Source organism: Dethiosulfovibrio peptidovorans DSM 11002, from assembly GCF_000172975.1.
Classification (GTDB): domain Bacteria; phylum Synergistota; class Synergistia; order Synergistales; family Dethiosulfovibrionaceae; genus Dethiosulfovibrio; species Dethiosulfovibrio peptidovorans.
In genome coordinates this window covers 618,286-644,592 of the sequence record NZ_ABTR02000001.1, presented here as the reverse complement: position 1 = coordinate 644,592, position 26,307 = coordinate 618,286, and the positions used below count along the sequence as shown (strand labels likewise).

The window sequence follows — 26,307 nt, the reverse complement described above, 5'->3', positions numbered from 1 at the left end:
GGGCTCCCGGAAATTTCGGGAGCCCTCTATTGCATGGAATCTTCTTGTCGCCCTTAGTCGATCTCGATGCCCTTCTCCTTGAAGAATTTCACCGCTCCCGGGGTGAAGGGGATTATCCCCACGCTGGCCTCTTCAGGGGCGAAGTGGACCGCCTGCTGGGTTACCTGCATGAAGGCCTTTCTGTTCTCTATGAGAGTCTTGGTAAGGTCGTAGCCGAGCTTCTCGTCCATCCCCTTCTTGACAACCAGGTAGTTGCCGTCTGCCACGGTGAGGACGTCCTCCGGCTGGCCGGGGTAGACCTCTTTCTTTATGGTGTAGGGAAAGAGGAAGGAGTTCTCCTCCACGACCTTCTTCACAAGATCCTCCGGAAGGGGGATGAGGACGACGTCGCGAACCGCCGCGACCTCGAGAACCGCCGATCCCGGAGCGGCGAAGTTCCAGAACACCGCGTCCAGATTGCCGTCCTTGAGGGCCATGGCGGCTTCCGGCTGGGTCAGCTGCTGCATGGAGAAGTCTTTCTCCGGATCTATTCCGGCGGCTGCCAGTATCATCCTGGCCAGTACCTGGTTGCCGCTTCCGGGGGCTCCTATGGAGACCCTTTTACCCTTGAGATCCTCAAAGGTGGTGATCCCGGTCCTGTTGGTGGTGACGAGATGTTCCGGGGCGGGATACATGTTGAAGAGGATCTCCAGGGGGAGCTTGCCGTCCTTCTCGAAGGCCCCAGTGCCGGTGAAGGCCTGGTAGAGGGTGGACCCCATGGTCATGCCTATCTGGGCTCTGCCCGATGCGACCAGGCGGCAGTTTTCCTTCGATGCCGCGGTGGAGCGGGATGTAGCCTTGACGTCTATGTCTGCCTTGGTCAGTACCTCGGCCATAGAGCCTCCCAGGGGGTAGTAGGTGCCTCCGACCCCTCCGGATCCTATGGTTATAAACGTTTTCGCCATGGCGGTGCCGGTCAAAGCCACCGCGAACAACAGGGCAAGTGCTATAGCCTTTCTCTTCATCTTTTCGATCTCCTCCTCTCGGATTTAGGGAAATGTTTCCTCTCTCGTTACCGTCGGTTCTCCATGCCCGTTTTTTCGACCACCTCCCGTGCGTTGGTTGGCGATATCTAACCGTTAAGTTTTTTTACTGCATCCTCCAAGCCGCTGCGGAGTCTGGCAAGTATTTCCCCTATCTGCTCCGACGTGACTATCAGAGGAGGGGCCACCAGGAACTGATCTCCCGCCACTCCGCTGATCATCCCCGTTCCGGGGTATACGACCAGGCCGTGGTCCATGCAGCAGGATGTGACCACGGCGGCGGCCTTGGTCTTCGCCGGGAACGGAGCCTTGGTGGCCTTGTCCGCCACTATCTCTACACCTCTCATGAGCCCCATGCCTCGGACCTCTCCCACTATGGGAATGTCCATGAGTTCCCTCAGCCCCTTCATGAGTTCCTCGCCTCTGGCGGCGGCGTTCTCGAATAATCCGTCCCGCTTCATTATCCGAAGGGTTGCCGTCACCGCCGCGGCCGTGGCGGGGTTGGCGTTGTATGTATGCCCGTGCTGGAAGGCTCCGGAGCCTCCCTTCAATACGTCTACCAGTTTTTGGCTGACCAATATGGCACCGGCGGGGGAGTAGCCGCTGGCCATGGCCTTGGCGGAGCATATGATGTCGGGAATCACGTCCCAGTGGTTCACGCAGAAGGCCTTGCCTGTGCGGCCTATTCCGGTCATGACCTCGTCGGCGATGAGCAGTACGTCGTATTTGGTGCAGATCTCCCTGACGATGGGCCAGTATTCCACCGGAGGATGGAGCCCTCCCACCGTGGAACCCACCACCGGTTCGGCCACGAAGGCCAGTACCCTTTCCGGTCCCAGGCGGAGTATCTCGTTCTCCAGGGATCTGGCGCACCTCAAATCGCAGGACGGATAGGTCTGTCCGTAGGGACATCTGTAGCAGTAGTGGGGCTGGATCTTCGGCGTCTCCTGGAAAAGGGGTGTGAAGTCCCTCCGGCGAGGCATGCTTCCGGCCAGTCCCATGGTCCCTATGGTGGAACCGTGGTATGAGTTCCAACGAGCTATGAAAGTGGTCTTGCCGGATCCCTTGCCGTCTCTTTCGACGAAATACTGTCTGGCGATCTTGAGGGCCGACTCTATGGCCTCGCTGCCTCCGCTGACGAACCAGACGTTCTTCAGATCTCCGGGAGCTATGGACGCCACTTCTTCCGCCGCCTCAAGGGTGGCGTCGTTTCTCCACCTGGAGGGATGGGCGAACTCCAGCTTAACGAGCTGATCGTATACGGCCTTCGCCACCTCTTTGTTGCCGTGTCCCAGGCTGGAGATAAGGGCTCCGCTACATCCGTCGATAAACTCCCTGCCGTCCTCGTCGTAAAGGTATATTCCCTCGCCTCGTACCGCCTTTCTGAGCTCGTTTTTGTAGCTCCTGGGTATCAATTTGCCGAAATCCATTCCCCTTCACACCTCCTGATAGTTTTACGGTTCACTTGACCGTATAGACCGGGTTTTCTGTCCAGAGTTCTTCCAGTTCCTGGAGCCTTTTCTTGGCTTCATCGCCCATCTCGTCCGCGACCGCCATGATCAGACAGTTCATCAGGCTCATCGGAGCGGTCAGAGAGTCGATGAAGGAAATATGCCTGCACGGAGCGGTCAACACGTGTTCCGGGTCGGCCTCCGTCATCGGGTTATGGGGGCTGTCGCTTATAGCCGTCAGGGTCAGTCCCAGAGATCGGCCCAGCTTCATGGCATCTACGGTCCATCTGGAATATCTGGGGAAGCTTATCCCTATCATCATGCTGCCCTTAGGCGCCGTGGTCATTTGTTCTCTTATGAGGGTGTCGTTCAGCTGGTGCACCGAGGGATGGAACCAGCTGAGGTAGAAGGAAAGGTATCCCGCCAGAGCGAGGGAGCTTCTCTGGGCAGCCATGTAGATGGCGGGGGCCTCGAGTACCTCCGAGGCCCAGGAACGGATGCCCTGGGGGTTCAGGTTGGTCTGTGATTCTCCCAGGTCCAGCATGTCCAGAGTCATTATTCTGTGACAGGGCGATTCCCTCGGGTCGTCGTCGTAGACGGCCATTCTCTCTATGGTGGTCATCTGGTCCAGCAAAAGACTCTTCATTGCCTCCTTCAGCTCGGGATAGCCGGAATAGCCGAGCATGGATGCGAACCGTATTACCGACGATTCGCTGGTGTCCACCGACTCCGCCATCTGGTTTGCCGTCATGAACGGGGCCTCCCTGGGGTTCTCCAGTATGAAACGGGCCACCTTGGCTTGAGTGGTGGAGAAGTCCTTCATCCCGGCGATTATCTTCTCTTTGAGCAAGGCTTTCGCCCCTTTCGTAGTTGAAAAAAATCATATAAGTTATTTCTTGCAGGATTTCCGTCTTTAGTCATCCTAGCCTGAAAGTTTTGTCCTGTCAAATAAGTAAAAACTTCCATTGGGGGTCGTAGTGCTGTACCCTTGATTCGAAGGGGTGATGGTATTGTCGGAGAGAAGGCCGGCCTTGGTGTTGTGGGCCTCCGGGTTGCTCTTTGCCTGGGTTTTGTCCCATTTCGTCGATTGGCCCATAAGGGCGGTCCTGTCCACGTTGGACAGATCGGTTAGGCTTCTGGACAGCGGTTTTCTTCTGGTCTCAGCCACTGTCTTGGTGGGGACCAACGCGGTCAGGGCCTTTATGCTCTACACAGGATGGTTTCTGCTGGGACAGTGTTTCAGAGACTTAGATAATTTCGGTCCCGGCCGATGGATACCTCTGCTGGGAATCCCCGGTTCCTACGTGGCGGCGTGGGCCTTTCGAATGCCCTCGGTTCCCCACTTCGGAGGCCCCGCCGTGATGGCGCTGATCAGCGTGGCCATGGTCCAGTATCTGAGTCGGGATGTTGTGAGGCCGGGAAACAGGACGATAGTTTTGGGGGCGTTGGTCCTGTCGATGCAGTGGCTCGATGTCATTCCCAAGCTGACCGACTACGGTTTCGGATGGGGCGAGCTCAGTCTGGCGATCAAGGAGGTGGCTACACTGATGGACAGGGACGTGGTGCTCGACGTGGTCGGAACGATGTCCTTCGTTTTCAGTTTCGCCATGGCCTTGGTAATAACGGAGCTTTTCGTCGGCTATGAGAAGAGGTTGGCCCAGCTCAGGCTGTTGAGAAAAAGGGAAAGAGAGCTGTCCAGGCTCAGGCAGGATCAGACCGAGAGCCGGGTCTATCGAGAGATGCAGTATCTGGTCCACGATCTGAAGAGGCCTCTGACGGCGGTGATGGGATTGTCGGACGTGATATCCCAGACTTCGACGGATCCCACGGCGGTTCGCCACTCCGACAGGATTCAGGGGGCGGCCTCCAGGATGAACCAGATGATATCGGAGATAAAAGATCCCACGGCGGTACAGGTCGTGTCGGTGTCGGATCTGTTGGATTACTCGCTTTCCCAGATAAGGCCGCTGGAGTGGTCGTCGGCTTTGCGTCTGGAGATACCGGAGGAGTTGAGGAACCGTTCTATAAGGGTCAATCTAATAAGGTTTTCCCGGGCTGTGGTGAATCTGCTGGACAACTCCCACAGGGCGACGGTAGGGCGTTCGGATCCCAGGATCTTCCTCGGAGTCTCGGAGAGTCGGGACGGGAATATCGTCCTTTTCGTCAGGGATAACGGTCCGGGGTTCGGAGACGATATCGACAAGGGGGGATCCCGGTGGGGATCGTCCGGCCTAGGACTGGCTTTCGTGAAAGATGTGACCGATTCTCACGGTTGGAAGTTCGAGTTGGGGAGCGGTCCGGACGGCGGAGCCTCGGTCGAGCTGAGCGCCCCGCCTTTCGAGGATAGGAGTGGAAAATATGAGCCTTTATCTGGGCGCGGTTGACGACGATAGGGAAGTCCTCTACACGCTGGAGGTTATGGCTTCCTCTTTGGGGTGGTCCATGAGGACCTCCGACGATCCCGAGACCGCTCTGAACTGGGTCTCAGACGACACTGTCGACGTACTGTTGGTGGATTTTCATATGCCGATAATGAGTGGACTAGAGGTTATACGAAGGGCCAGAAAGCTCTCCTCGTCGGTGGTGCTCATGGCCCTTACCGTGGAGGAGCGACCGGATGTCGCCCGGGAGCTGATCATAGCGGGAGCGGACGATTTTGTCTGCAAACCGATTCGACTGGCCGATTTCTCCGCCAGGATAGGCCTTCATAGGGAGCTCTCCCGTTACAGGAGGGCCGGACGGTGGGAGGGAGGGGACAGAGGAATCTCGGAGGAAACCGCCCGTAAAATCTACGATTCGCTTTTATCGGAGGGGGTCTATCTGTCCGCCTCGGAGGTGGCAGATCTGACGGGGGTCTCCTATCCCACCGCCAATAGGTATCTGGAGTACCTGGTTAGAAAGGGACAGATCAAAAAGGTGCGTCGTCAGGAGGACGGAAGAAGCGGCCGTCCCAGAAGCTACTACCGCGGAGGGTTGCCGTGATAAAAAAGATAGAAAATATGGATTCCTTGGATATTCGAGCTTAAACTGTAGGGCAGCGGGAGGAATTTCAGATCTCGCTGCCTTACAGTTTTTTCATATTTTCGAGGAGGTAATGAGATGAAAAGATATCTTATAGGTCTTGCGGCGGCTTTCATGGTGATCGTGACTACCGTGTCCTTCGCTTCGGCGGCGGACGTCGCCCTGACCTCGGTGGGACAGAGCCCGGATGCCATGATGGTCAAGGTAGTGCTCAAGTCCTTGAGCGTCAAGCCCGATTACGATCCTCTAATGAAGGCCGATGATCTGTCGGATCACAAGGTACTCATAGCGGTGGTGGGTGGTAGCTCCAAGGGACTGGGAGCCGCCGGAATCGACAAGGATCAGGAGGTGGCTAGAGCCGAGGCCCTGCTGGACAAGGCGAAGGCCGACGGAGTCAAGGTGTTGGTCATGCACGTCGGAGGCCCGGGGCGCAGAGGGACCTTGTCCGATCTGTTCATCTCCGCCGCCGTGCCATATTCGGACGGCCTGATCCTGGTGGACGGGGCGGATCAGGATGGTCTTTTCGAGAGTCTTCTCGGAGATAAACCGGTGGAGCCCGAGGTCGTCCCCAACGTCAGAGGGACCAAGGCTCCTCTGGAGAAGATCCTCGCTTCCTGGGAAATCCTGTAGGTAGATCTACGCTATGTCGTGGTTTTGGCCGGAGGGAATATACACCCTCCTGATGATAGGGGTTTTCGCCTTTTCCGCCTTCGCCTGGAAGCTCCCCATAGCCGTCGCCATGGCCTTGGCGGCCATATCCGGAGCTCTGGCGTCTGGAAACGGCGTTCCCATAAGGCACCTGATCGAGGGAGAGTTCGGCTACATAGATACCATACTGATAATAGCCACCGCCATGATCTTCATGAAGGTGGTGCAGCGTATAGGTCTACTCGACTCGGTGGCCGCCTGGGTCATAAGGCGATTCAGGAACTATCCGGTCTTTCTGAGTCTGGGGATAATGTTTCTCATAATGGTCCCTGGCATGATAACCGGATCGTCCACCGCGGCGGTCCTTACGACCGGTGCTCTGGTGGCTCCGGTATTGATAAAACTGGGGGTTCCGGTGGTGAAGACCGCCGCGGCCATATCCATGGGAGCTCTGTTCGGGATGATAGCCCCTCCCATAAGCATACCGGCCATGATAATAGGGGCCGGAGTCGATATCCCCTACGTGGGTTTCGGTTTCCCTCTGTTGATATGCACTCTCCCTCTGGCGGTGGTCTGTTCCCTTCTGCTCATATACCCCTACGTCAGGAAAGAGCGAGACGAGGCCGCACTGGACGCCGAACTGGCCAGAATGAGCGGGGTCGTTCTGACGCCGAGGCTCTTCCTGCCAGTGGTGGTGCTGGTGGTCCTGTTGGGGGGAGAGAGGATGTTTCCCCATATATGGCCGTCTTTGGGCATGCCCCTCGATTTTCTTCTGGCCTCCGCGGCGGGACTGCTTTCCGGGTCCAGATGGAACCCACTGGAAACCGTGACGGAGGCGGTCGACGAGGCCCTTCCAGTCATGGGAATACTTATGGGGGTCGGTATGTTCATACAGATAATGACCCTGACCGGTGTGAGAGGTTTCGTCGTCGTCTCGGCCCTGGCTTTGCCTTCATGGACCCTCTATCTGGGTATAGCGACGTCCATGCCACTTTTCGGTGCGGTCTCGTCCTTCGGATCCGCCTCGGTACTGGGAGTGCCTTTCCTGCTCGCCCTGCTCGGGCAAAACGAGATAGTGGTGGCCTCCGCCCTCAGCCTGGTGGCGTCTTTGGGCGACCTGATGCCCCCCACGGCCTTGGCCGGTATATTCGCCGCCCAGGTGGTAGGGGAGGACAATTACTTCAAGGTACTGCGGCACTGTATGTTCCCCGCGGTCCTCACAGCCGGATGGGGCATAGCCGTAATACTGATGGCCGAGCCTCTGGCGAAGTTGATTTTCTAGGAGGTGGAGCCGGATGATGACCTTGATATACAGAGCTATAGTCCTGTTCGTGATGGCTCTCGTGGTTCGTTGTATGTTCAGAGAGCGCTCCTTCTGGAAGCAGGTGACAGCCGCCATGGTGCTCGTCCCCTTGGTGCTCCGTTTCCTTTTGGTCAAGTAGGGAGGTGTGACCGTGAAGACTTTTAAGGGAAATGCCGCTACGGCGGTAGCCCTGCTGGTGGCGGTTTGCGTCCTCTCTTTCCTGTCGGCCCAAAGTTTTCTGGCGATGAGAGAGCCCGATCCAGTGAAGCCCTCCGAGGGGTTCGTAAAGAGGATGCTCTCCGACTGGTTCGAGCCACTCGAGGGGACCCCGGCGGATACCCCCGTCTACGTTCAGGACAGCGGAGTTCCTGGAGGTACTGTGATGATCATGGGAGGAACCCATCCCAACGAACCGGCCGGTACTATGACGGCGATCATATACCTCGAGAGAGCTCGGGTTACCAAGGGTAAGCTCCTAGTGATACCCTTCGCCAACATGACGGCCATGGGACACAACTCGCCTCAGGAGGCGTCGCCTCAGTATTTTCATCTGGACGTTCCGGGAGGGACCCGTTGGTTCCGTTACGGCTCCAGGGCGAGCAACCCGGTCTATCAGTGGCCCGATCCGGACATATACATACACGCTCAGTCGGGGCAACAGTTGGCGGGAAGCTCCAAGAGCAATCTCAACAGGGCCTATCCGGGGGTGAAGGACGATGCCCTGACCCAGCAGGTTGCATATGCGGTGATTCAGCTGCTCAGGGAGGAGAAGGTGGACCTGGCCTTCGACCTTCACGAGGCATCTCCGGAGTACCCGGTGGTCAACGCGATAGTGGCTCACGACAGGGCCATGGAGCTGGCTGCCATGGTGTCAATGGAGCTGGAGATGGGAGGTGTCCCCATGAGGCTCGAGCCTTCGCCGGTCAACTTCAGAGGCCTCAGCCACAGAGAGTGGGGCGACAACACCGACACTATGGCCATACTCATGGAGTCGGGCAACCCAAGTCAGGGACGACTCAGAGGTCGAACCGACGAGGCCCTGGTGCTGACCGGTGAGGATAAGGCCTACCTGAAGGCGGCGGAGCTGGGAAGGCTGTTCATCCCTTACGAGGGGGATCAGCCTCTGGACCTGAGGACCGCCAGACACGTGGAGGCCATAAAGCTTTTCGTGGAGATGCTCGGGGACGTCAAAGAGGGCGGAGCCGTAGAGGTGGAGAACATCCCCTCTTACGAGGAAATGATAGAGAGCGGTATAGGAGCTTTCCTGTTGCCCCTATCGGACGATCGGTTCGACGGGAAGTAGAGAGAAAAACGAGGAGGGAAAGAAGTGAGGAGAAGAATAATTGGTTTGGCGACCGCTGTGGCGGTCGTGACGGTCTCGGTGGGAGTCGCTTTCGGAGCCGGATCTCACGAGGTGAAGGATGTAACCGCTTCCAAGGGAATGGTGGCCGCCGCCAACAGGTTAGCCGCTGAGGCGGGAGTCGAGATACTGAAGAAGGGCGGAAACGCTGTGGACGCCGCCGTGGCGACGGGTTTGGCTCTCAACGTTGTGGAGCCCAACGCTTCCGGCATAGGCGGAGGCGGTTTCATGGTGATCCGGATGGCCGACACCGGAAAGGTCGTCGCTCTGGACTACCGCGAGGAGGCTCCTTCCGGGGCCACGAAGGATATGTATTCCTCGGAGAAGGCCAAGGCGGACAAGATTAGCGCCTACGGTCCTCTGGCGGTCGGAGTTCCCGGAACCCTGGCAGGCTATCAGATGGCTTTGGATCTCTACGGAACGATGACCCTGGCCGAGGTGATAGAGCCCGCCATAAGACTCGCCGAACAGGGGGTCCCACTTTCTCCGACAACTGCGGGAGCTGTGGAAAGTCACTTCGGCGATCTGTCCAAGTTCACTCCGGAGAAGGACAACCCCTTCCTCAAGGACGGTCTTCCCCTGGAGGCGGGCTCCATAGTGAAGCAGCCCAAGCTGGCCAAGGCCTTCCGCCTGATAGCGAAGGATGGAAAGAACGCCTTCTACAACGGCCCCATCGGCCGTTCCATGGTGGACAACATCCGCAACCAGGGCGGTATCATGACCATGAACGATCTTCAGCGCTATCAGCCGGTGCTGAGACTCCCCTCCGAGGGGACCTACAGGGACTACAGGATCTATTCCATGTGTCCTCCTTCTTCCGGAGGTATAACCCTGGTCGAGATACTTAACATACTGGAGAACTTCCCCCTCTCCGACTGGGGGCACAACTCTCCCAGAACGATCCATACCATGGCTGAGGCCTTCAAGATGGCCTTTTCGGACAGGGGTAACTTCCTCGGTGACCCGTCTTTCGTAAACATCCCCTACGGTATGCTTGAGTCCAAGAAGTACGCCAAGACCCTGGCGGAGAGGATAGACGAGAACAAAGCAATGCAGGAGGTGCCCAAGAGCGACCCCTCCGTAGACGAGCACTGGTCCACTACCCACGTCTCCGTGGCGGATGTGTCGGGGAACATAGTCTCCATGACCCAGACGGTCAACTATTTCTTCGGAGCCAGCATGATCGATCCGGAGTTCGGGTTCGTCTACAACGACGAGATGGACGATTTTTCCTCCAATCCGAAGAGCGTAAACGCTCCCGAGCCGGGGAAGAGGCCTCTTTCCTCCATGAGTCCGACCATAGTGGTCGATCCTCAAGGTAGACCTTTCATGGCATTGGGAACTCCCGGAGCCTGGAGGATCATAACCTCGGTGGCTCAGATAATGACCAATGTAGTGGATTTCGGCATGACCATGGACGAGGCCATAGAGGCTCCCAGGTTTACCTGCCGGGCCATCGGGACCAAGCCGGACGTTCTTCAGCTGGAGTCTCGAATTCCCCAGAGTACCCTGGATGTCCTGAAGCTCAGAGGACATAAGATAAAGGTAAAGGACGAGTTCGACCTCTATTTCGGAGGGGCTCAGGGGATATGTTTCGACCCCGATAAATCGACCCTCATAGGAGGAGCCGACTCCCGCAGGGACGGCGACGTGGTGGGTTACTGATCTGTATTTCTTCCTCCACAGGGGATGGGACGGTTTTTCCGTCCCATCCCCTTCTTTGTTATCCCTAGCGGTATCCCCTATAATCTAATGATCAAATCCCCTTTGGAGGAGATCCGATGAAGGACATATCTCAGAGTCTTGTCATGGTAGTAGACGATTCCAGAGCTTTTCTGGACCTGATGGTGGAACTTCTGTCGCCTATATGTCGGGTCTCGGTCGCTTTGGACGGTCCGTCCTGTCTGGCTCTTGCGGAACGGGAGCCCCCTGACCTGTTCCTGATGGACGTTCAGATGCCCGGCATGTCCGGTTTCGACGTCTGCAGGGTTCTAAAATCGGATCAAGCCCTGAGGCATATACCTGTTATGTTCGTGTCCTCCATCAACGATATGGAAAGCAGGATAAAAGGGCTCTCCCTGGGGGCTGTAGACTATGTGGTAAAGCCATTCTTCTCTCAGGAGCTTTTGCTAAGGGTGGAGGCCCATCTTAATTTGAAGATAGCCCAGGAGTCTCTGGTACAGGAGGCCGAATATCTGGAGGAGCAGGTACGCAGGAGGACCGAGGAGATCCGGGCCGCCACGAGGAGGATAGAGGCCAGCGAAAGGGAATTTCGATCTCTGGCGGAGGGGTTGCCCGACATGGTCTTCAGAATAGGTCCGGACGGGCGTTTTCGCTCCATCTCCGGTGCCGTGCGTTCCCTGTTGGGGGTGGATCCGGGAGAGGCTTTGGGACGGACCCCGGAGGACTCGGGGCTTTCAAGCCTCTGTATCGCCCTTTCGAGGGAAAATCTTATGAGGGTGTTTCAAAAGGGAGACCAAGAGGTCATGGAGGTCCCCCTGCTCGAGGGGGGTACGGTGGAGGTCCGCCTCCTGCCCGAGAGGGGGCCAGACGACAGCAAGGTCATCTCCGTCCTGGGGATCATAAGAGACATCTCCTCTCAGAGAATGGTGGAGGAACAGCTTCTCTCTCAGGGTGCCTTCCTGTCCACCCTCGTCGATAACCTGCCGGTGGGGGTCACGGCCAAGGACCTATCTGTAGGTGGGGCCTACGTCATATGGAATTCGAAGCTTTCCCAGGTACTGGAGATCCCCGCCGAGGAGGCCCTGGGCATGACAGAAGGGGATCTGTTCCCATCGGAACTGGCAGACATAATGGTGCGGGACGACCGTAAGGCCTTCGAGACCGGCAGACCGGTGGTGACCGATCTTTCCTACGATGTTGCGGGACCCGACGGTTTGACCGCCCGTTTCTTCCGAGTGACCAGGGTGCCCATAACCGACGACGAAGGGGCTCCTTCGATTTTGTTGGCCATGGTGGAGGATCGGACCGATTTCGTCATAGCGGATAGAGAGTTGAAGTCGTCCCTGCACGATAAGGACATCCTGTTGCAGGAGGTTCATCACAGGGTCAAGAATAATCTTCAGGTGGTCTCGAGCCTGATGAGCCTACAGGCGTCCAGGTCGGACGACCCCACGGTGGTGAGCGCCTTTCTGGAAAGCCGAAGCAGAGTGCTCGCCATGGCTTACGTCCACGAGCTTCTCTACAGAAACTCTCAGTTCTCCGATATAAAGTTCGCCGATTATCTGGATGAACTGACCGGGATCATCTCCTCTACCTACGGAGATGGCCGGGATATCTCTTTAGAGGTCGAGGCGGACGACACCAGGCTCCACGTCGATGTGGCCATACCCTGCGGTCTGATAGTGAACGAGCTGGTCACCAACGCCTACAAACACGCTTTTTCCGGCAGGGAAAGTGGCACGGTAAAGGTCGACTTCAGGTCCGAGAACGGAAATGTGTCTTTGATCGTCTCCGACGACGGCGTCGGCTGCGACGATCTGGATAAAGAGGACAGCCTGGGGCTTACCGTCGTCAGAGGTCTGGTAAGGCAGATAGGGGGGGGACTGGTCGTCTTGTCCGATCGGGGGATGTCGTTCGAGGTGTCCTTTCCGTTCAAGAGGGGAGCCGGAGAGATGAAAGAGGGTGGTCGACGGTGAGGAGGAGGGGGACCTCGGCCGTCTTTTTCTGGTTCGTCTACTGCTACCTCCATCCGGTGGTGCGGATAGGTGTGGCCTACAACGTGGTGCCTTACGCCGTGATACCGGAGGCCATAGCCGCTGCGGAGATCGCAAACGGAGGCTTGAAGGTCCCGGTGTTGTCGACCATAGCCTCCACCCCGGTCCTGTCCGGCAGGGACGACGGGTTCTTCCGCACGAGGGAGGACTTCCCCTACGAGACGGAGCAGATGGCCAGACTTATCGAGAGGCTGGAGGTCTTTTGGTTCGGCGACAATCCCCAGGATCTCTGCGTCCATAGTCGGTGTCTTTCGTTTTCCAGATGATTGTCATAGCTTGGATTTCGTCGAATTCGCCTCTCCCGAGGTGTTTTTCCTCCGCCTCGTTGGACGCGATCGCTACTGTGATGGTCTCCAATCTGAAAAAGTGTTTTTCCTGTGAGTTCGCCGGGTTGGTCGCCATAGTAGGGGGCCGTCCCAGCCGGGGCCTCTGACCGACGAGGAGTTTGACGAGATGCGCCGTCATCCCGACTACGCCGTCGATATACTCGGCGATTCGGAGTGGCTGGAGATGGCTAGACAGATAGCCACGACCCATCACGAAAAATGGGACGGATCGGGTTATCCTAGAGGTCTTAAGGGCGAGGATATCCCCCCTCTGCGGCAGGATAGTGGCCTTGGCCGACATATACGACAGGATTAAGGACTGATAGAGTGAACATAAGAATATTGGTTACAGGAAGCCGGGGCAAAAGCTCGGTTGTTCGACTTATCCACAGGGCCCTGGTGTCCGGTGGGATCGAGGCCTACGGTAGGATAACGGGAGTGATACCGAGGACGCTCACGCTTCGAGGGGAGCTGCCCATATATCGATCTTCCGGAGCTCACGTCAGAGAGATGAAATGGTGGATAAATGCTATGCCGTCGGACGCCGAGGCGGTCGTTATGGAGAACAGCGCTGTATCTCCCGACCTTCAGCACCTCGCCTCCCTATGGCTCGATCCGACTTTGACCGTCTTGACAAACGTCAGACCGGATCACCAGGACGCTTGGGGAAACGACGAGGATTCCGCCTCGGTCGCCCTATGTAAGGGGATCCCTGGTGGCGGCAGGGTCCTACTTGGGGCGGAGGCGGATAGGCCTCTCGTTCGGGCCTTGTTGAAGAATAAGGGGTGTATGATCACCGTAGTTCCGGAGCTTCCGGAGCCGCGATCCTATCGGGTCTCCAACGAAGCCTTGGCTCTGGAGGCCTGTCGTATTTCGGGGGTCGTGGGCCCGGAGGTGACGGAGGGGATAAAGTCTCTCCTTCCTGATATTGCCGATTTCTCCGTGCTGGACGCGGGAGGGGGAAAGCTGGCCTTCGCCTTTTCCGCCAATGACGTGGTGTCGAGCGAGTCGCTTTTCTACTCTCTGGGATGGAGGAGAGAGGACGTCACGGTACTCTTCAACCATCGAAGGGACAGGGGCAACCGTCTCAGGGTGTTCGCCCCCTGGATCGAGAAAGAGAGCTGGAAGGACCGGATAGTGATAGGGGACAGGCCTTTTTTCCGAAGTGGAGGAGCCCGTTATGTCGGTCTCGACAGGCCTGAGGACCTTATAGCCCTGGTGTCACGGGCTGGGTTGGTCTTCGGATGCGGCAATGTCGTCCACGGCCTGCCGTTGGACGCCAAAATTATTCTTGAGAGGATGTCTTGATGGAAAGCTCTCTTTGGCTCCTGTTGATCGGGATCCTGCTAGGCATGTACTTTTACGAGAGGACCGGACTCTCCTGCGGCGGGGTTATAACTCCCGGAGTGCTGGCCATGTCTTTGGGGAGCCCGGTAAGGATATTATGGGCTCTGACGGCGGCCTTCGTCGTCTGGACCATCATGGAGAGTCTCTCCAGGGTCTTCGTCATCTACGGTCGACAGAGAATCGCCCTCTCCATGGCGGTGGCTCTTCTGGTAAAGATGATTCTGGGAGGTTTTTCCGATCCGGGAGCCCTGTGGTTGGGCTGGGCGGTTCCTGGGTTGATGGCAGCCGATTTTCAGAGGCAGGGACCTCTTGTTACCCTGACATCCTCCTTCTCCGCCGCCTTCGCTACATCCATGGGCTTCTCCGTGGTAGCTGCGATAGGAGGCTATCTGTCGTGACCTTCGATCTCGGAGAATACAGGGACAGACTCAGAAGACGCTCCCGTCGTCGCATACTGTCTCTGCTTATGCTTACAGGAGTCATGGCCTTGATATATCTTGTCGGAGGCGACGGGCTTTCTATGGATGAGGAGCGGCTTTGGTTCGGCGTGAGAGAGGCGGAGACGTCGGTGGCCGACTGGCGGCGCTCCATCGGGTCCTTTCCTTCCATCACCGACGATCCATGGAACCTAGGGCTCATAGGCCTGGAGTGGAGTCCTCTGTCTACGACCCTCGGCAGCCTCCCTTCCAAGAGGACCGCCTGCCATCCCGATTGGGCAGTCATCTTTCTTCGATGGTTTCGATCTATGGGGCTTTCGGCGGGGGATCCGGTGGTGATAATGTCTTCTTCCTCTTTCCCGGGCTTGTTGTTGAACATGCTGATGGCGTCGGAGTTCTACGACCTGGACGTACATCTGGTGGTCTCCCTTGGGTCCTCCACCTGGGGATGCAACGATCCCAAGGCACCTTGGCCCACCATGGCGAAGGTGCTCAGAAAAAGAGGATTCCTCAGCACGAGAGCCTACTGCTATACCCTGGGAGGGGGTGGCGAGGTGGGATCGGGAATCTCCCCCGAGGGGATCGACATAATGACGTCCGCTGCGATGAAAGCCGGTGTCCCCGTGCTGTCCTTGTCCTCCAAGGAAGAGGTCGTCGACTGGAAGATGGACTTCATCGGTCGGGTGAAACCCAAAGTGGTGGTATCCATAGGGGGATCAAGCGCCAATATGGGAGACGATCCGGCGGTCCTGTCACTTCCTCCGGGCATCTCCAAGCCCGGAGCCCATGGAGGTGACGGGGTTATAGGCAGGTCTCTGAAGGAGGGGTATACCGTTATCCATCTCCTCAACCTTAGGGACTTGGCCCTGGCGGAGGGGGTTCCATTCGACTCCGAGCCTGTAAGAGGTAACGTAGGGAGACGGTCTATCTTTCTCTCTCTAGCGGGAGTGGCGGTCTATCTCGGAGCGGCCCTGTTCTTCTCAAGATTTTCCCATGGAGGCGAAACTCTTGGGAACAAAATATAACTTAATAGGCTAGGCCATGAAATCAGAGGGATTCCTTTTTTCATTGAGGAGCCTTCTGATTTTTGTTTATGTATCTGTTATTGTCGGTTGGCGGCATAAACCTGCCTTTTTGTTCTGAAAAAACAAATGTGTATCGTTGACCTCATAGGGTGAAAAGGGATACTCTAAATAAGTAGTGAGAGAAGTTTTTTTCTTCTATCTTTTTGGGGAGGTCGATTTTTTATGAGAAGAAACACCGTGGTGCTAGCTGTTCTCGTTTCGTTGTTTTCGTTTTTCGTCGGTTCCGCCATGGCGGCGGTCACCGGCGACGCGCCTTTAAAGGGCGATGAGCCCCTTCTGATAACCAACGCCGGTCAGGGACCGGGAGGCAAGATGGGGCGGCTTCTTGTCAGCCGGTCCAAGGCTGTGAAGGACATGACCTACAATGCCGAGCCCACGCCGGAGGACATCCTATCCGGTGGTTATAAGACGGTGCTCGTGATGATCGGTTCGTCCGCTAAGGGGCTCGGAGCCTCTGGGATCACAATCGACGACGAGATCGACAGGCTTGGAGCCATAATGGAGACCTGCAAGAAAGAGGGGATCCAGGTCATAGCTGCCCATATAGAGGGTAAGGCCAGGAGAGGCAAGCCCGGCAGCGCCGACGAACGTTCCATCGACGTCGTAGCCCCCTATGCCCAGGGTTTCATAGTCAAGAACGACAGCGACTGGGACGGACGTTTTACCGATCTGGCCGAGGCCAACGGAGCTCCCCTGACCATCATAGACGAGACCATCGACTTTATGGACGTGGTCAAGGATATGTACTCGAAGTAGCCGAGGAGGAAGTCGATTTTGTCTATGTACGCCGAGACTTCCATGGTCCTGGCGGTGATGGCGGTGGTCTTCGCCCTTTGTAGCTGGAAGCTCAAGTCGCCGGAGATCTCCATGGTCATCACAGCCATAGCCGGTGCCCTGGCGGGGCGGCTGTGGTTTCCCGTCAGGCTTCTCGTGGAGGGGACCTTCACCTATTTCGACGTGGGGCTCATCTTCATCACCGCCTCGGTCTTCATCAACATGTACTCCGCCACCGGGGCCATGAACGCCCTGATTCGCAAGATGGTGGAGCGTTTCTACCATCGCAAGTGGATGCTCTTTTCCATACTGGCTGTGATAATGCTGATCCCCGGCGCTCTCACCGGTGCGGGAAGCGTATCGATGTTCGTCGTGGGAGGCATGATCGCCACGGTCCTACGGTACATGGGTATCACGTCGGTCAGGACCACTGCCTTCATATACGTCACGTCCATGTTGGCGGCGGCGGCGCCTCCCATAAACCTCTGGGCCATGTTGATGGCCGCTCAGGCCAACATGCCCTACGTAGGATTCTCCGTTCCCCTTCTGGCCCCCATCCTGGTGATCACCGTCTTCACCGTGGTCTATCTGCTGAGGGGAGGGGAGCCCGAGCCCAAGGAGAAGATCCTGGAGGAACTTCCGATTCCTCCGGAAGGCATGAACTGGTTCCGTATACTAGCTCCGATGCTCACCTTTTTGGTGATAGTCCTTCTGTCCAAGTACATGGCCTTCAGCGTTCCCACCGTTGGGTTACCTCTCAACTTTCTTATCTCCGCGGGAGTGGCCGTGCTTTGCTCTCCGATCAAGCGTTCAGTCGGAGAATGGGGAAATACCGTCCTGGAGACGATGGAGCAGGTCTTTCCTCTGTTGGCCACGGTCATCAGCGTAGGGGTACTGGTCAACATAATGACCGCCACCGGGGTCAGAGGGCTTATAGCCATAACCTTCGTTACCCTTCCGACCATCTTCATATATCTGACGGCCCTTTTCGTGCTGCCGATGGCTCAGGGGTCGCTTAGCTACGGGAGCGCCATAATACTGGGAACTCCTATGATATTCCTCTTCAACTCCGTCGGCTTCGACGTGACCATAGTGGCGACGGCCCTGAGCCTGATGTTCCCTCTGGGAGACTGTCTTCCTCCCTCTAGGATATCCGGCAGGGTGGCTATAGAGGTGTCGGGCTATGAGGGCAGCTATATGTCCTTCCTCAAGGGAATTTTCGTCCCGGCCCTGTTCATGGGGCTGGTCGCATTGTTTATGTTGATCAACGCCAACGCGTTCAAGTTTTTAGTGATCCGGTGAGGAGGAGAAGATCATGACGACGGTGCTGAACCAGGTTATCCATCAGATCTACTACGTTATAGTCGCCTTTTTCGGACTCCTGCTTCTAAGGAATCTCTTCTTCAGGAAGACCAGGACCAGCCTGATATACGATGTGGTATATGCCTATACCCTTATACCCTTCGTCCTCAGGGTCCTTCACATAAAGTAAGGTGGTTTTGATGAAGAGAAGAGAGATCCCAGGGGTAAAGAGAAAGCTAGCGGTACTGGCTGTAGTTGCGGTTATCGCTTTTTTGGGCGCTAAGGAGTTCATGGAGCTTCGGAACTTCAAGGAACCCGTGGTCGTGTCGGAGGCCTTCACCGAGAAGGTGATGCTCAGCGATTATTTCGAGGGCATAAAAGGAACGGGAGTGGACACGCCGGTCTATCTGTTCGACTCGGGCGTGCCAGGTGGGACCCTGGTCTTTTTAGGGGGGACCCATCCCTACGAACCTGCCACCATGCTAGCGGCCTATGTGGCCATGGAGAATATCTCCGTCTCCAAGGGAAGGGTGTTCATAATTCCCCACGCCAACCTGAGCGCCTCCAAGGTGGGCATGCTGGGTAACGCCTATCCCAAGTTTCTACATGTGCAGACCGAACACGGCCCCAGGGCCTACCGTATAGGAGATCGATCCACCGATCCTCTGGACCAGTGGCCCGATCCCTTCACCTACGTCCACTATCCGTCCAAGCAGAATCTGGCGTACACAGACGCCAGAAACCTCAACAGGACATATCCCGGTCGTCCCGACGGTAACCTGACGGAACAGCTGGCCTACGCCATCATGGAGCTGATAAGGAAGGAAAAGGCCGACCTGTACTGCGATACCCACGAGGCGTCGCTGATGTATCCGGTGGTTAGCACCTACGTGGCCCACGACAGGGCTCTGGACGTTGCCATGATGGCGGCCATGGAGCTAAGTGCCACCACCTTCCCGATGAAATGCGAGGCCAGCCCCAAGAGCTTGAGAGGGCTCTCTCACAGGGAGGTCGGAGACTTCTCCCCCGTCCCCGAGCAGGGATATGAGGGGGTCCTGGCCGTCCTGATGGAGACAATGGAACCCTTCATAGATCGGGTGGCCGGTAAGATAACCGAGGAGCTAATGATGGAGGGTAAGGACGAGTTCCTCCAGACCGCCTCGGAGCATGGCCTTCTGTACTGTGTTCCCGAATACGATATAGAGTTCGGCAGCCCCATGAAATATCGTGTAGGGCGACATCTGTCCTCCATAGCCGAGCTGATCCGTCAGATGAACGACTTTTTCCCCGAGAAGGAGATACAGCTTCAGTGGCCCGAGTTCGACGGTCTCATGGAGAACGGCATCGGCTATTATCTCCATGACCCGACAAAGGCCCACAGTACTAGGGTCTTCTGGAACTGAGTTTCTAAAAGTCGGGATGAACGGAGGTGGTCCGTCGAGAAAGCTGAAATAGCGGCTAGAAGGCTAGAGTTTTTGTAGAGATAACCGGATTTATATAAAGGAGTGTGAGCGATGAGGAACAAGAAACTGGCATCTTTTGCTGTCGCGCTGTGCCTGGTAATGGCCATGGCCTTGGTCGCCTCGGCCTGTACGGTGGTCGCAGTCGGCAAGAACGCCACCGTGAACGGAACTTCCATCATCACCCATAACGACGATTCCACCAGTGCCAACTTCAAACTATGGATCATAGAGGAGAAGGATTGGCCGGAAGGATCGGTTCGCAAGCTGATAATGAACGATCACGGTTACGAGCCCGGCGACGTCATGGGGGAGATGCCCCAGGCCAGCCATACCTATCGTTACTTCAAGAGTCGTTACTCCTTCATGAACGAGATGGGCGTCGCCATGGGCGAGTCCACCTTCGGAACCGATAACGAGGAGATAAAGAAGGACCTGGTGAAGGACAGCGACGGCATCATCGACTGTTGGCTGGCTCAGGACATAGCCCTGGAGCGGGCCGCTACCGCCCGTGAGGCCGTCAAGATCATGGGAGACCTGGTCGAGGAGTTCGGTTGGGCTGGCAGCGGAGAGACCATCAACATCACCGATGGAGACGAGGTTTGGATCGCCGAATTTTACGGCCGCGACCTCTGGTGCGCCGTCCGCATGCCCGACGATATGTTCTTCGTGGCGGCCAACAGGGCCAGGCTCAGGGATATCGACCTGACCGACAAGGAGAACGTCATGCACTCTCCCAATATCGTCTCCTACGGCGTCAACAAGGGCTGGATAGACGGCAACGTAAACTGGAAGAGTTTCAGCCCCGCCCAGGTCTACGCTCCCTATCACGACAGGCTCTACTCCACCAGGCGGGTCTGGAGGGCCCAGGAACTGGTAGCTCCCTCTCTCAAGCAGAGTCCCAAGGAGCATAACTATCCCCTCTTCGTGAAGCCCGATAAGAAGCTCTCCACCTGGGACATCTTCAAGATCAAGGGAGATTACTACGAGGGCACCGATTACGACCTCACCGAGGGACCTGCCGCCGGACCCTGGGGCAACCCCATCAGAATCGCCAACAAGGGTGAGGGTGCCTGGGAGAGATCCATCAACATGCACAGAACCTGCTATGTACACATCGGAGAGGTTGATCCAAAGCTTCCCGCACCGATCAAGGGCATCAGCTGGTTCGGATACGGCGCTCCCGACACGACCTACCTTACCCCTCTTTGGCCGATCATGAGGAAGCTTCCCAAGTTCTACGAGGTCGGATCCCGTTACGAGGACTTCCGCCGCGACTCCGGTTGGTGGGTCAACACCTACGTCCAGGAGATGACCACACTTCGCTACTGCGAGGCCATCAAGGAGATCTACGCCCTCAGGGATCCCAAGATGAGGGAGCAGTTCACCGAGACCTACGCGGTACAGAAGGACGCGGCCAAGCTCTGGAGACAGGGCAAGAAGAACCAGGCCATCGACCAGCTGACCCGCTTCGCCTACGACAGGGCAGTTGACTGGAACCGTACCTGGCTGAAGCTGGGCGACCACCTTCTGGGTAACTACGCCCTGGGCTACAGGAACTTCAAGATCACCGGCTATCCCCAGTGGTGGAACGATTTCATCGGTTACGGACCTCTCGAGAGATAGCTCTGCCGTGATCGATCTATTGAAGGCCCCCCTTAAGGGGGGCCTTTATCGTAGCGTCCTGTTATGCTGCTGTCTTATGGGAAGCACGCTCCTGCCGAGGTCGTTTTCATGGGGATGCGACGAAGGTATCGCCGCCTCGATAACGATGGAGAACTCCCTGAGGATCCTGAGGTCCGAGAGAGAGGCATTGGGGATCGTGGCGTCCCCCGACCTGGATCCATACGGAATCGGAGTGATAGGAGAGGAGTTTACCCCTCTCACGACCACTCTGGGCCATCTGGAGGACAAGACAGCCTCGTCGAACCCCCTTTTCGCCGCGGCTCTGGTAGGAGAATTTCGCCGTATGGGGTTGAAAAGGGGTGACTCCGTGGCGATAGGAGCCAGCGGCTCTTTCCCGGGGTTGCTGGTGGCGGTGCTGTCCGCCTGCGACGCAATGGGGTTCCGCTCTCTTCTGATCTGCTCTCTGGGGTCGTCGATGTACGGGGCCAACCGGGTCGGCTTCAACGTTGTGGACATGGTCAAGCTCCTGGAGGACAGAGGTTCTTTGGATTTCGAGCTTTTGGGGTTCTCCCTGGGAGGAGACGACGACAGATACGATGCCCCTCTGTTTCCGGAGTGGCGTGATCTGTCCTTGGACGAGGCCCTGAGACTTGGATCGGAGGAGAGATTTATCTACGAGGAGTCCCTCGATAAGAGTGTCGAGGTCAGGATGGCCCTTTACGACGAGGCCGCCGACGGTGAAATAGGATGTTTCGTAGGGGTCGGGGGGGCCTCGGTGACATTCGGTGACTCGGACCAATCGGCTTCCTTCCCTGGCGGGACGACGTCGAAGCCCTTCGAATCCATGCCATCGGAGGGGCTGCTTTCCCGTTTTCTACGTAGCGGAGTTCCTGTGATCCATCTTCTCTGCGTGAGGGATCTGTGCGATCGATGGTCCATTCCCTACGGCGATAACCCCCTGAACTGGCGGAATCAACGATTTTCTCGGAGGTAGCCCACGTGATATAATGCCCCTGAGAGAGTATATAAATCTTTTCAAGGGGGAATTGATCATGGGCGAAAAGACTATGGCCAACCTCGCCGAGGCATTTTCCGGCGAGTCCCAGGCCAACAGAAAGTATCTCTTCTACTCCGAGGTGGCAGATAAGGAAGGTTTCACCTCCGTTGCCAAGCTCTTCAGGGCCGCCGCTGCGGCGGAGACGCTTCACGCCAAGACGCACTATCGCAACATGGGCAAGATATGCGACACCGAGACCAATCTCAAGGATGCCATAGCCGGCGAGACCTACGAGTACACCGAGATGTATCCTCCTTTCATCGACGACGCCGAGGCGGAGGGTGAGAAGAAGGCCCATAAGGGCTTTTCCCTGGCCAACGAGGTGGAGAAGGTCCACGCCGAGCTGTATAAAAGAGCCCTGGAGCACCTCTCAGAGAAGAGGGCGGTGGACTACTATCTGTGCACCGTGTGTGGTCACATCGAGGAGGGAGCCGCTCCGGACAAATGCCCGGTCTGTGGAGCTCCCTCCAAGGCCTACGAGCTGGTGGAGTAGGGGCTATATCGTTTGAACCGGGTCCGGACGGATACGTCCGGACCCTTATTTTGCGAAAAAAGGACGTGACGGGATTTGCAGAGATTGGTAGTGCTTTTCACCGGAGGCACAATAGCCAGCGCCTTCGGAGAGGGAGGAGGCAAGGGGCCGGACAGCACGGTGGTAGGTGCCCTGAGGGATCATCTCACCGGTTTTTTCGCTGGCAGAGACGTGGACGTGATATGTCGCGAACCCTGGGGAGTCCCTGGACTGGACAGCTCCGACCTAGACCCGGGCCATTGGGTAGAGCTGGCGTCGTCGATCGCTATAGAGCTAGAGAACGGCGCTACCGGTTTTCTGATCCTTCACGGAACGGACACCATGGCCTATACCTCTGCCTGGCTCAGCCTGTGTTTTCCCCATGTGGACGTGCCAATAGTGCTTACAGGCAGTCAGCTCACGTTGGATTATATGCCCGAGGACGTCACGGTAAACCTCAGGGGAGCGGCCCAGGTGGCCTTTTCGGATATCTCCGGGGTATGGATCTACTGCAACTGGAAGCTGATCCCGGGTAACAGGGCCCACAAGGCACAGGCTCTTCATCCCGACGCCTACGTGGCCACCAACGGTCAGCCTATGTACTTCAACCCGGAGTGGGCCAGGAAGGACAGAAAGGGAACGGTGAGACAGCCTCTTTCCCATACCTTGTCTCCTCTGGCGGAGAAGGCCATGGGCCACGGCCCGGATGTGGCGAGGAATATAGGTAGCCGGATGGCCTGGCTGTTCTGTACCCCCGGTTTTTCTCCCAGGCTTTCCGGGGAGGAGCGGGTGTTGGCCATATTGGGCTATGGAGCGGGCAACGCCCCTTCCGGGGCTCTCCATGCGGTCGAGAGGGCTTTCGACGGGCTTCCCAAACCCCACGTCATAGCCTGTAGCCAGGCAGAGGGAGACATGAAGAACCCCGGCAGCTACGCCGGGGTGGGTATAGCCTCCTTGGCCGATAGGGGATTCACAGTCTGGAGTCAGATGGACTACCCCGTAGAGTTCATCCACGCCCTCGGCTGTTATTCCCTGTTGGCCTCGTCCTCCGCTCCGGGGTTCGTCCTGTCCCACTATCTCAGGGAGTGCTCGTCAGAGACGCCGCTCCTATAACTGGACCGTCCTTTCCGAGAGAGGATATTTTCAAAGGAGGCATCGGTCGAAAAGCTATGGCCAGCCGCTCCTCCAGGAAAGGTTGCAGCTCCCGGACGAGTCCTCGCAGGTTCGACAGCCCCCCTGCCAGGACGATAGCCTCCGGATCGAGAAGGTGTATCGCCGATATAATCACGCAGGCCAGCCCCTCCAGGGACCGGTTCCAGAAGTCCCTGTGCTCTTCGTCGTTCCGTCGGTCCCAGAGCTCCGGCACCGACGGAACCCCTTTTCCCGAACACCGAAGGTCGAAGGTGTCCGCCGAGAATAGGGTCTCGCCGTGTCCCATGCCGCCGCAGTTGCAGGGGGCGCTGTGGAGGAGGGCCACGTGTCCTATCTCTCCGGCCAGACCTCTGTGACCTCTTATCAGACGACCTCCTGATACGATAGCCCCTCCTATGCCCGTGCCCAGGGTCATCATCACGAAGTTCTTCATCCCAACTGCCTCTCCCGACTCCATCTCTCCCAGGGCCGCGCAGTTGCCGTCGTTGTCCAGTGTGACCGGAAGGGACAGCTTTTTCTCGAGGATCTCCGCCATGGGGAAGTTCTCCCATCGAGGCAGGTTGGTCAGTCTCACCACAGATCTTCTATCAAGGGACAGCATCCCCGGGAGCCCTATCCCTACGGATCCTGTCGACTTCACCTTCAGGGAATTGACCAGTCTTTCCACCGCTTCGGTGGTCTCCTCCGGCGTTCTGGACCTGGGGGTGGGTTCCCAGGCCCGGTTTACTACCTTGCCCTTTTCCACGACTCCGGCGGCTATCTTATGTCCTCCCAGATCGACCCCTATCCTCAAGGTTATCTACCTCCCTCCCCTGTAGCGAGACCGCTCCGGCTCTGCCGGGGATCTCTCCTTGGTTCATCTCGCAGATCGGAAGTTCCTCTTTATTCAGTTTCTCCGCCTCCTCCTTGAGGGTAACGAACTCGGTGCCGTCGGATTTCGCCCTTTTCACGAATTCGTCCAGCTTGGAAAGCATAGACATGCCCTCCATCTCCGCGTGGACCGTGTGTACGTTCAGCCCCTCCGTCAAAAGCGACATGTAGATGTCGTTGACGTTGTCGGCAGTGCAGCCGTCCCTTCCGAGTATCTCGTCCATGGTGGGGAGGGTCGTGGGTATCTGAGGAGTTCTGAAAACCCTCCCCCTCAGAGACGGAAGAAAGGGAGTTTTCCCTCTGGAGTCGCTGGCATAGAGAAGTCCCATCCGGTCCTGCACGGAAAGGCTGGCGAGATTGGTCTTCCAGGCCGGAGCGGCGCAGCAGAGAGACGGCGTCCCTAGAACCTTTCGGTACATATTCCCGGCTTTTCGAAGAAGAGACTCTATCTCCGATTCCGACAGGTGGTCCAGACGGTCCTGCCACTTCACGTGATCCCAGGAGTGTATCCCCGTATCCTGGCCGCTCTTTGCGACCTCTTTAAGTATCGAGGGGTCGGAGGGAACTATCATGGGCGCCGGAAGCAGAGTTCCGTACATCATGGTCTTGAGGCCGTAGGTCCCAGGCGCATTGGTTCGGACCATCTTGGATATGAATCCCTTTCTGAATATCCGTCGTACCGCCTTGCCCGAGTTGTCCGGTCCGAAGGAGAAGAAGAACGATCCCCTTATTCCCCTTCGGTCCATCAGTCTCAGCAGACGGGGAACTCCCTCGAGGTATCCCCTCAGTGTGTCGACGTCGACTTTAAGGGCGATCCGCATAGAAGGCCACGGTCCTTCTGACCGCCTCGTGGAAGTCGACCTGGGGGTGCCAGTCCAGCAGCTCCTCCGCCTTGGATATGGACGGTTTTCTGTCCTGTACGTCCTCGTAGCCTCTGCCGTAATACTCGGTCGAGTCCTTCTCCACGAAGGTAGCCTTGGAAGCGGCCTCGGCAAATTTTGGGAAGTCCTTCATCGCATCCACCACCGCAACCGCCAGCCCCTTTATGGAGTGGTTGCTGTCGGGATTTCCTATGTTGAAGATCTCGCCGTCGGCGCTCTTTTTTACGTCGGCTATTATGGCTATAAGGGCGTCCACCCCGTCTGTGACGTAGGTAAAGCTTCGCCTCTGCCTTCCTCCGTCGACCAGCGTTATCGGTCGCCCGACCGAGACGTCGTAGATCATCTGGGTTATGGAACGGGCCTTTCTATTTTCTGCGTCCCTGAAGGTATCCAGTCTGGGGCCTATCCAGTTGAAGGGCCTGAACAGGGTGTAGGGAAGTCCCTTTTCCTGACCGTAGGCGGCTATGACCCTGTCCATCATCTGTTTGCTGCAGCTGTATATCCATCTGCTGTTCTTTATCGGCCCCTGGATAAGCAGGCTCTCGTCCTCCATAAGCCAGTCTCCGGTGCTCATGCCGTACACCTCAGATGTGGAGGGGAAGATAATCCTTATTCCGTGTTCGGCGCACATCCGGACTATCTTGAGGTTCTGTTCGAAGTCCAGTTCGAAGGTCATAAGGGGGTTGGTTATGTAATAGGCCGGTTTGGCTATCCCGGCCAGAGGGATAACCACGTCGCTGCGGGCTATCTCGTCCTCTATCCAGCGATCCTCCTCGTAGAGATCCCCCAGTTTGATCGATAGCCTGGGGTTGTCCGAGCCTCTCAGGTTGTCGTCTCTCAGGTCAAAGGCCGTCACTGTCCAGTCGGTCTTTTCCAGTATCCTATCTATCAGATGGGATCCTATGAAGCCGTTTGCTCCTAACAAGAATACGTTCAT

The 26,307-nt window shown here is 57.1% G+C and carries 27 protein-coding genes; 21 read left to right on the top strand and 6 right to left on the bottom strand.

Going from position 1 to position 26,307, the window contains the following annotated elements:
• Positions 1–53: 53 nt before the first annotated feature.
• The 3 genes from DPEP_RS03250 to DPEP_RS03240 all read right to left on the bottom strand — a co-directional run bounded on the left by DPEP_RS03250 (position 54) and on the right by DPEP_RS03240 (position 3,323).
• A complete protein-coding gene (locus tag DPEP_RS03250) occupies positions 54–1,004 on the bottom strand; it encodes a TAXI family TRAP transporter solute-binding subunit (RefSeq protein ID WP_005659550.1) in 951 nt (316 codons plus the stop codon).
• 107 nt (positions 1,005–1,111) lie between these two features.
• Positions 1,112–2,452: an aspartate aminotransferase family protein gene (locus DPEP_RS03245; protein WP_005659548.1), complete on the bottom strand. Its 1,341-nt coding sequence runs from the start codon at positions 2,450–2,452 to the stop codon at positions 1,112–1,114.
• A gap of 31 nt (positions 2,453–2,483) precedes the next feature.
• Positions 2,484–3,323 (bottom strand): MurR/RpiR family transcriptional regulator, encoded by an 840-nt coding sequence (locus DPEP_RS03240; RefSeq protein WP_005659546.1) that lies wholly within the window; start codon positions 3,321–3,323, stop codon positions 2,484–2,486.
• 160 nt (positions 3,324–3,483) lie between these two features.
• Between DPEP_RS03240 and DPEP_RS03235 the strand changes: the two genes are divergently transcribed.
• From DPEP_RS03235 to DPEP_RS03145, 21 genes are all read left to right on the top strand, one after another.
• Positions 3,484–4,857: a sensor histidine kinase gene (locus tag DPEP_RS03235; protein ID WP_050771285.1), complete on the top strand. Its 1,374-nt coding sequence runs from the start codon at positions 3,484–3,486 to the stop codon at positions 4,855–4,857.
• Positions 4,832–5,455, top strand: coding sequence for a response regulator (locus DPEP_RS03230; protein ID WP_005659541.1), 624 nt, complete (start codon positions 4,832–4,834; stop codon positions 5,453–5,455). The genes DPEP_RS03235 and DPEP_RS03230 overlap by 26 nt, the downstream gene beginning before the upstream one ends.
• A 117-nt stretch (positions 5,456–5,572) precedes the next feature.
• Positions 5,573–6,124 carry a DUF6305 family protein gene (locus DPEP_RS03225; protein WP_005659539.1) on the top strand — a complete coding sequence of 184 codons (552 nt, stop codon included), beginning with the start codon at positions 5,573–5,575 and terminating at the stop codon, positions 6,122–6,124.
• Between the two features lie 13 nt (positions 6,125–6,137).
• Positions 6,138–7,424, top strand: coding sequence for a TRAP transporter large permease subunit (locus tag DPEP_RS03220; protein ID WP_005659537.1), 1,287 nt, complete (start codon positions 6,138–6,140; stop codon positions 7,422–7,424).
• 13 nt (positions 7,425–7,437) lie between these two features.
• Positions 7,438–7,584: a hypothetical protein gene (locus tag DPEP_RS13200; protein ID WP_005659535.1), complete on the top strand. Its 147-nt coding sequence runs from the start codon at positions 7,438–7,440 to the stop codon at positions 7,582–7,584.
• Positions 7,585–7,596: 12 nt separating this feature from the next.
• Positions 7,597–8,748: a succinylglutamate desuccinylase/aspartoacylase family protein gene (locus DPEP_RS03215; protein WP_005659533.1), complete on the top strand. Its 1,152-nt coding sequence runs from the start codon at positions 7,597–7,599 to the stop codon at positions 8,746–8,748.
• Between the two features lie 24 nt (positions 8,749–8,772).
• Positions 8,773–10,470: a gamma-glutamyltransferase gene (ggt, locus tag DPEP_RS03210; protein ID WP_005659531.1), complete on the top strand. Its 1,698-nt coding sequence runs from the start codon at positions 8,773–8,775 to the stop codon at positions 10,468–10,470.
• Positions 10,471–10,586: 116 nt separating this feature from the next.
• On the top strand, positions 10,587–12,464 hold the full coding sequence (locus DPEP_RS03205) for a histidine kinase dimerization/phosphoacceptor domain -containing protein (protein WP_005659527.1): 1,878 nt from the start codon (positions 10,587–10,589) through the stop codon (positions 12,462–12,464).
• Entirely contained in the window at positions 12,461–12,808 is a 348-nt protein-coding gene (locus DPEP_RS03200) for a hypothetical protein (RefSeq protein ID WP_005659525.1), read from the top strand. The genes DPEP_RS03205 and DPEP_RS03200 overlap by 4 nt, the downstream gene beginning before the upstream one ends.
• Before the next feature lie 187 nt (positions 12,809–12,995).
• Positions 12,996–13,184 (top strand): HD-GYP domain-containing protein, encoded by a 189-nt coding sequence (locus tag DPEP_RS03195; protein ID WP_005659522.1) that lies wholly within the window; start codon positions 12,996–12,998, stop codon positions 13,182–13,184.
• 11 nt (positions 13,185–13,195) lie between these two features.
• On the top strand, positions 13,196–14,176 hold the full coding sequence (locus DPEP_RS03190; protein ID WP_005659520.1) for a Mur ligase family protein: 981 nt from the start codon (positions 13,196–13,198) through the stop codon (positions 14,174–14,176).
• Positions 14,176–14,613 (top strand): poly-gamma-glutamate biosynthesis protein PgsC/CapC, encoded by a 438-nt coding sequence (locus tag DPEP_RS03185; RefSeq protein WP_005659519.1) that lies wholly within the window; start codon positions 14,176–14,178, stop codon positions 14,611–14,613. Before DPEP_RS03190 ends, DPEP_RS03185 begins: the two co-directional genes overlap by 1 nt.
• Positions 14,610–15,677, top strand: a complete 1,068-nt coding sequence (pgsW, locus tag DPEP_RS03180; RefSeq protein WP_005659516.1) for a poly-gamma-glutamate system protein — start codon at positions 14,610–14,612, stop codon at positions 15,675–15,677. Before DPEP_RS03185 ends, pgsW (DPEP_RS03180) begins: the two co-directional genes overlap by 4 nt.
• A 222-nt stretch (positions 15,678–15,899) precedes the next feature.
• Positions 15,900–16,493, top strand: a complete 594-nt coding sequence (locus tag DPEP_RS03175) for a DUF6305 family protein (protein WP_005659514.1) — start codon at positions 15,900–15,902, stop codon at positions 16,491–16,493.
• A gap of 24 nt (positions 16,494–16,517) precedes the next feature.
• Positions 16,518–17,813 (top strand): transporter permease, encoded by a 1,296-nt coding sequence (locus DPEP_RS03170; protein ID WP_040382918.1) that lies wholly within the window; start codon positions 16,518–16,520, stop codon positions 17,811–17,813.
• A gap of 13 nt (positions 17,814–17,826) precedes the next feature.
• Positions 17,827–18,003, top strand: coding sequence for a hypothetical protein (locus DPEP_RS13360; RefSeq protein WP_005659511.1), 177 nt, complete (start codon positions 17,827–17,829; stop codon positions 18,001–18,003).
• A gap of 10 nt (positions 18,004–18,013) precedes the next feature.
• A complete protein-coding gene (locus DPEP_RS03165) occupies positions 18,014–19,216 on the top strand; it encodes a M14 family metallopeptidase (RefSeq protein ID WP_005659508.1) in 1,203 nt (400 codons plus the stop codon).
• Positions 19,217–19,327: 111 nt separating this feature from the next.
• Positions 19,328–20,899 carry a dipeptidase gene (locus DPEP_RS03160; protein WP_005659506.1) on the top strand — a complete coding sequence of 524 codons (1,572 nt, stop codon included), beginning with the start codon at positions 19,328–19,330 and terminating at the stop codon, positions 20,897–20,899.
• Positions 20,900–20,906: 7 nt separating this feature from the next.
• Positions 20,907–21,893: a poly-gamma-glutamate system protein gene (gene pgsW, locus DPEP_RS03155; RefSeq protein WP_005659504.1), complete on the top strand. Its 987-nt coding sequence runs from the start codon at positions 20,907–20,909 to the stop codon at positions 21,891–21,893.
• A 58-nt stretch (positions 21,894–21,951) separates the two neighbouring features.
• Complete coding sequence (locus DPEP_RS03150) at positions 21,952–22,449, top strand: rubrerythrin family protein (protein ID WP_005659502.1); 498 nt, start codon at positions 21,952–21,954, stop codon at positions 22,447–22,449.
• 75 nt (positions 22,450–22,524) lie between these two features.
• Entirely contained in the window at positions 22,525–23,580 is a 1,056-nt protein-coding gene (locus DPEP_RS03145; RefSeq protein WP_005659500.1) for an asparaginase, read from the top strand.
• On the opposite strand, the gene DPEP_RS03140 is transcribed toward DPEP_RS03145, so the two are convergent.
• Genes DPEP_RS03140 through DPEP_RS12635 form a run of 3 tightly spaced genes read right to left on the bottom strand, consistent with a single transcriptional unit; the run spans position 23,546 to position 26,307 of the window.
• The gene (locus DPEP_RS03140) at positions 23,546–24,412 is read right to left on the bottom strand and encodes an ROK family protein (RefSeq protein WP_005659498.1); all 867 of its coding nucleotides are present in this window, start codon (positions 24,410–24,412) and stop codon (positions 23,546–23,548) included. The genes DPEP_RS03145 and DPEP_RS03140 overlap by 35 nt on opposite strands.
• Positions 24,381–25,310 (bottom strand): 4-deoxy-4-formamido-L-arabinose-phosphoundecaprenol deformylase, encoded by a 930-nt coding sequence (locus DPEP_RS03135; protein WP_005659497.1) that lies wholly within the window; start codon positions 25,308–25,310, stop codon positions 24,381–24,383. The genes DPEP_RS03140 and DPEP_RS03135 overlap by 32 nt, the downstream gene beginning before the upstream one ends.
• Positions 25,294–26,307 (bottom strand): bifunctional UDP-4-keto-pentose/UDP-xylose synthase, encoded by a 1,014-nt coding sequence (locus DPEP_RS12635; protein WP_005659495.1) that lies wholly within the window; start codon positions 26,305–26,307, stop codon positions 25,294–25,296. Before DPEP_RS12635 ends, DPEP_RS03135 begins: the two co-directional genes overlap by 17 nt.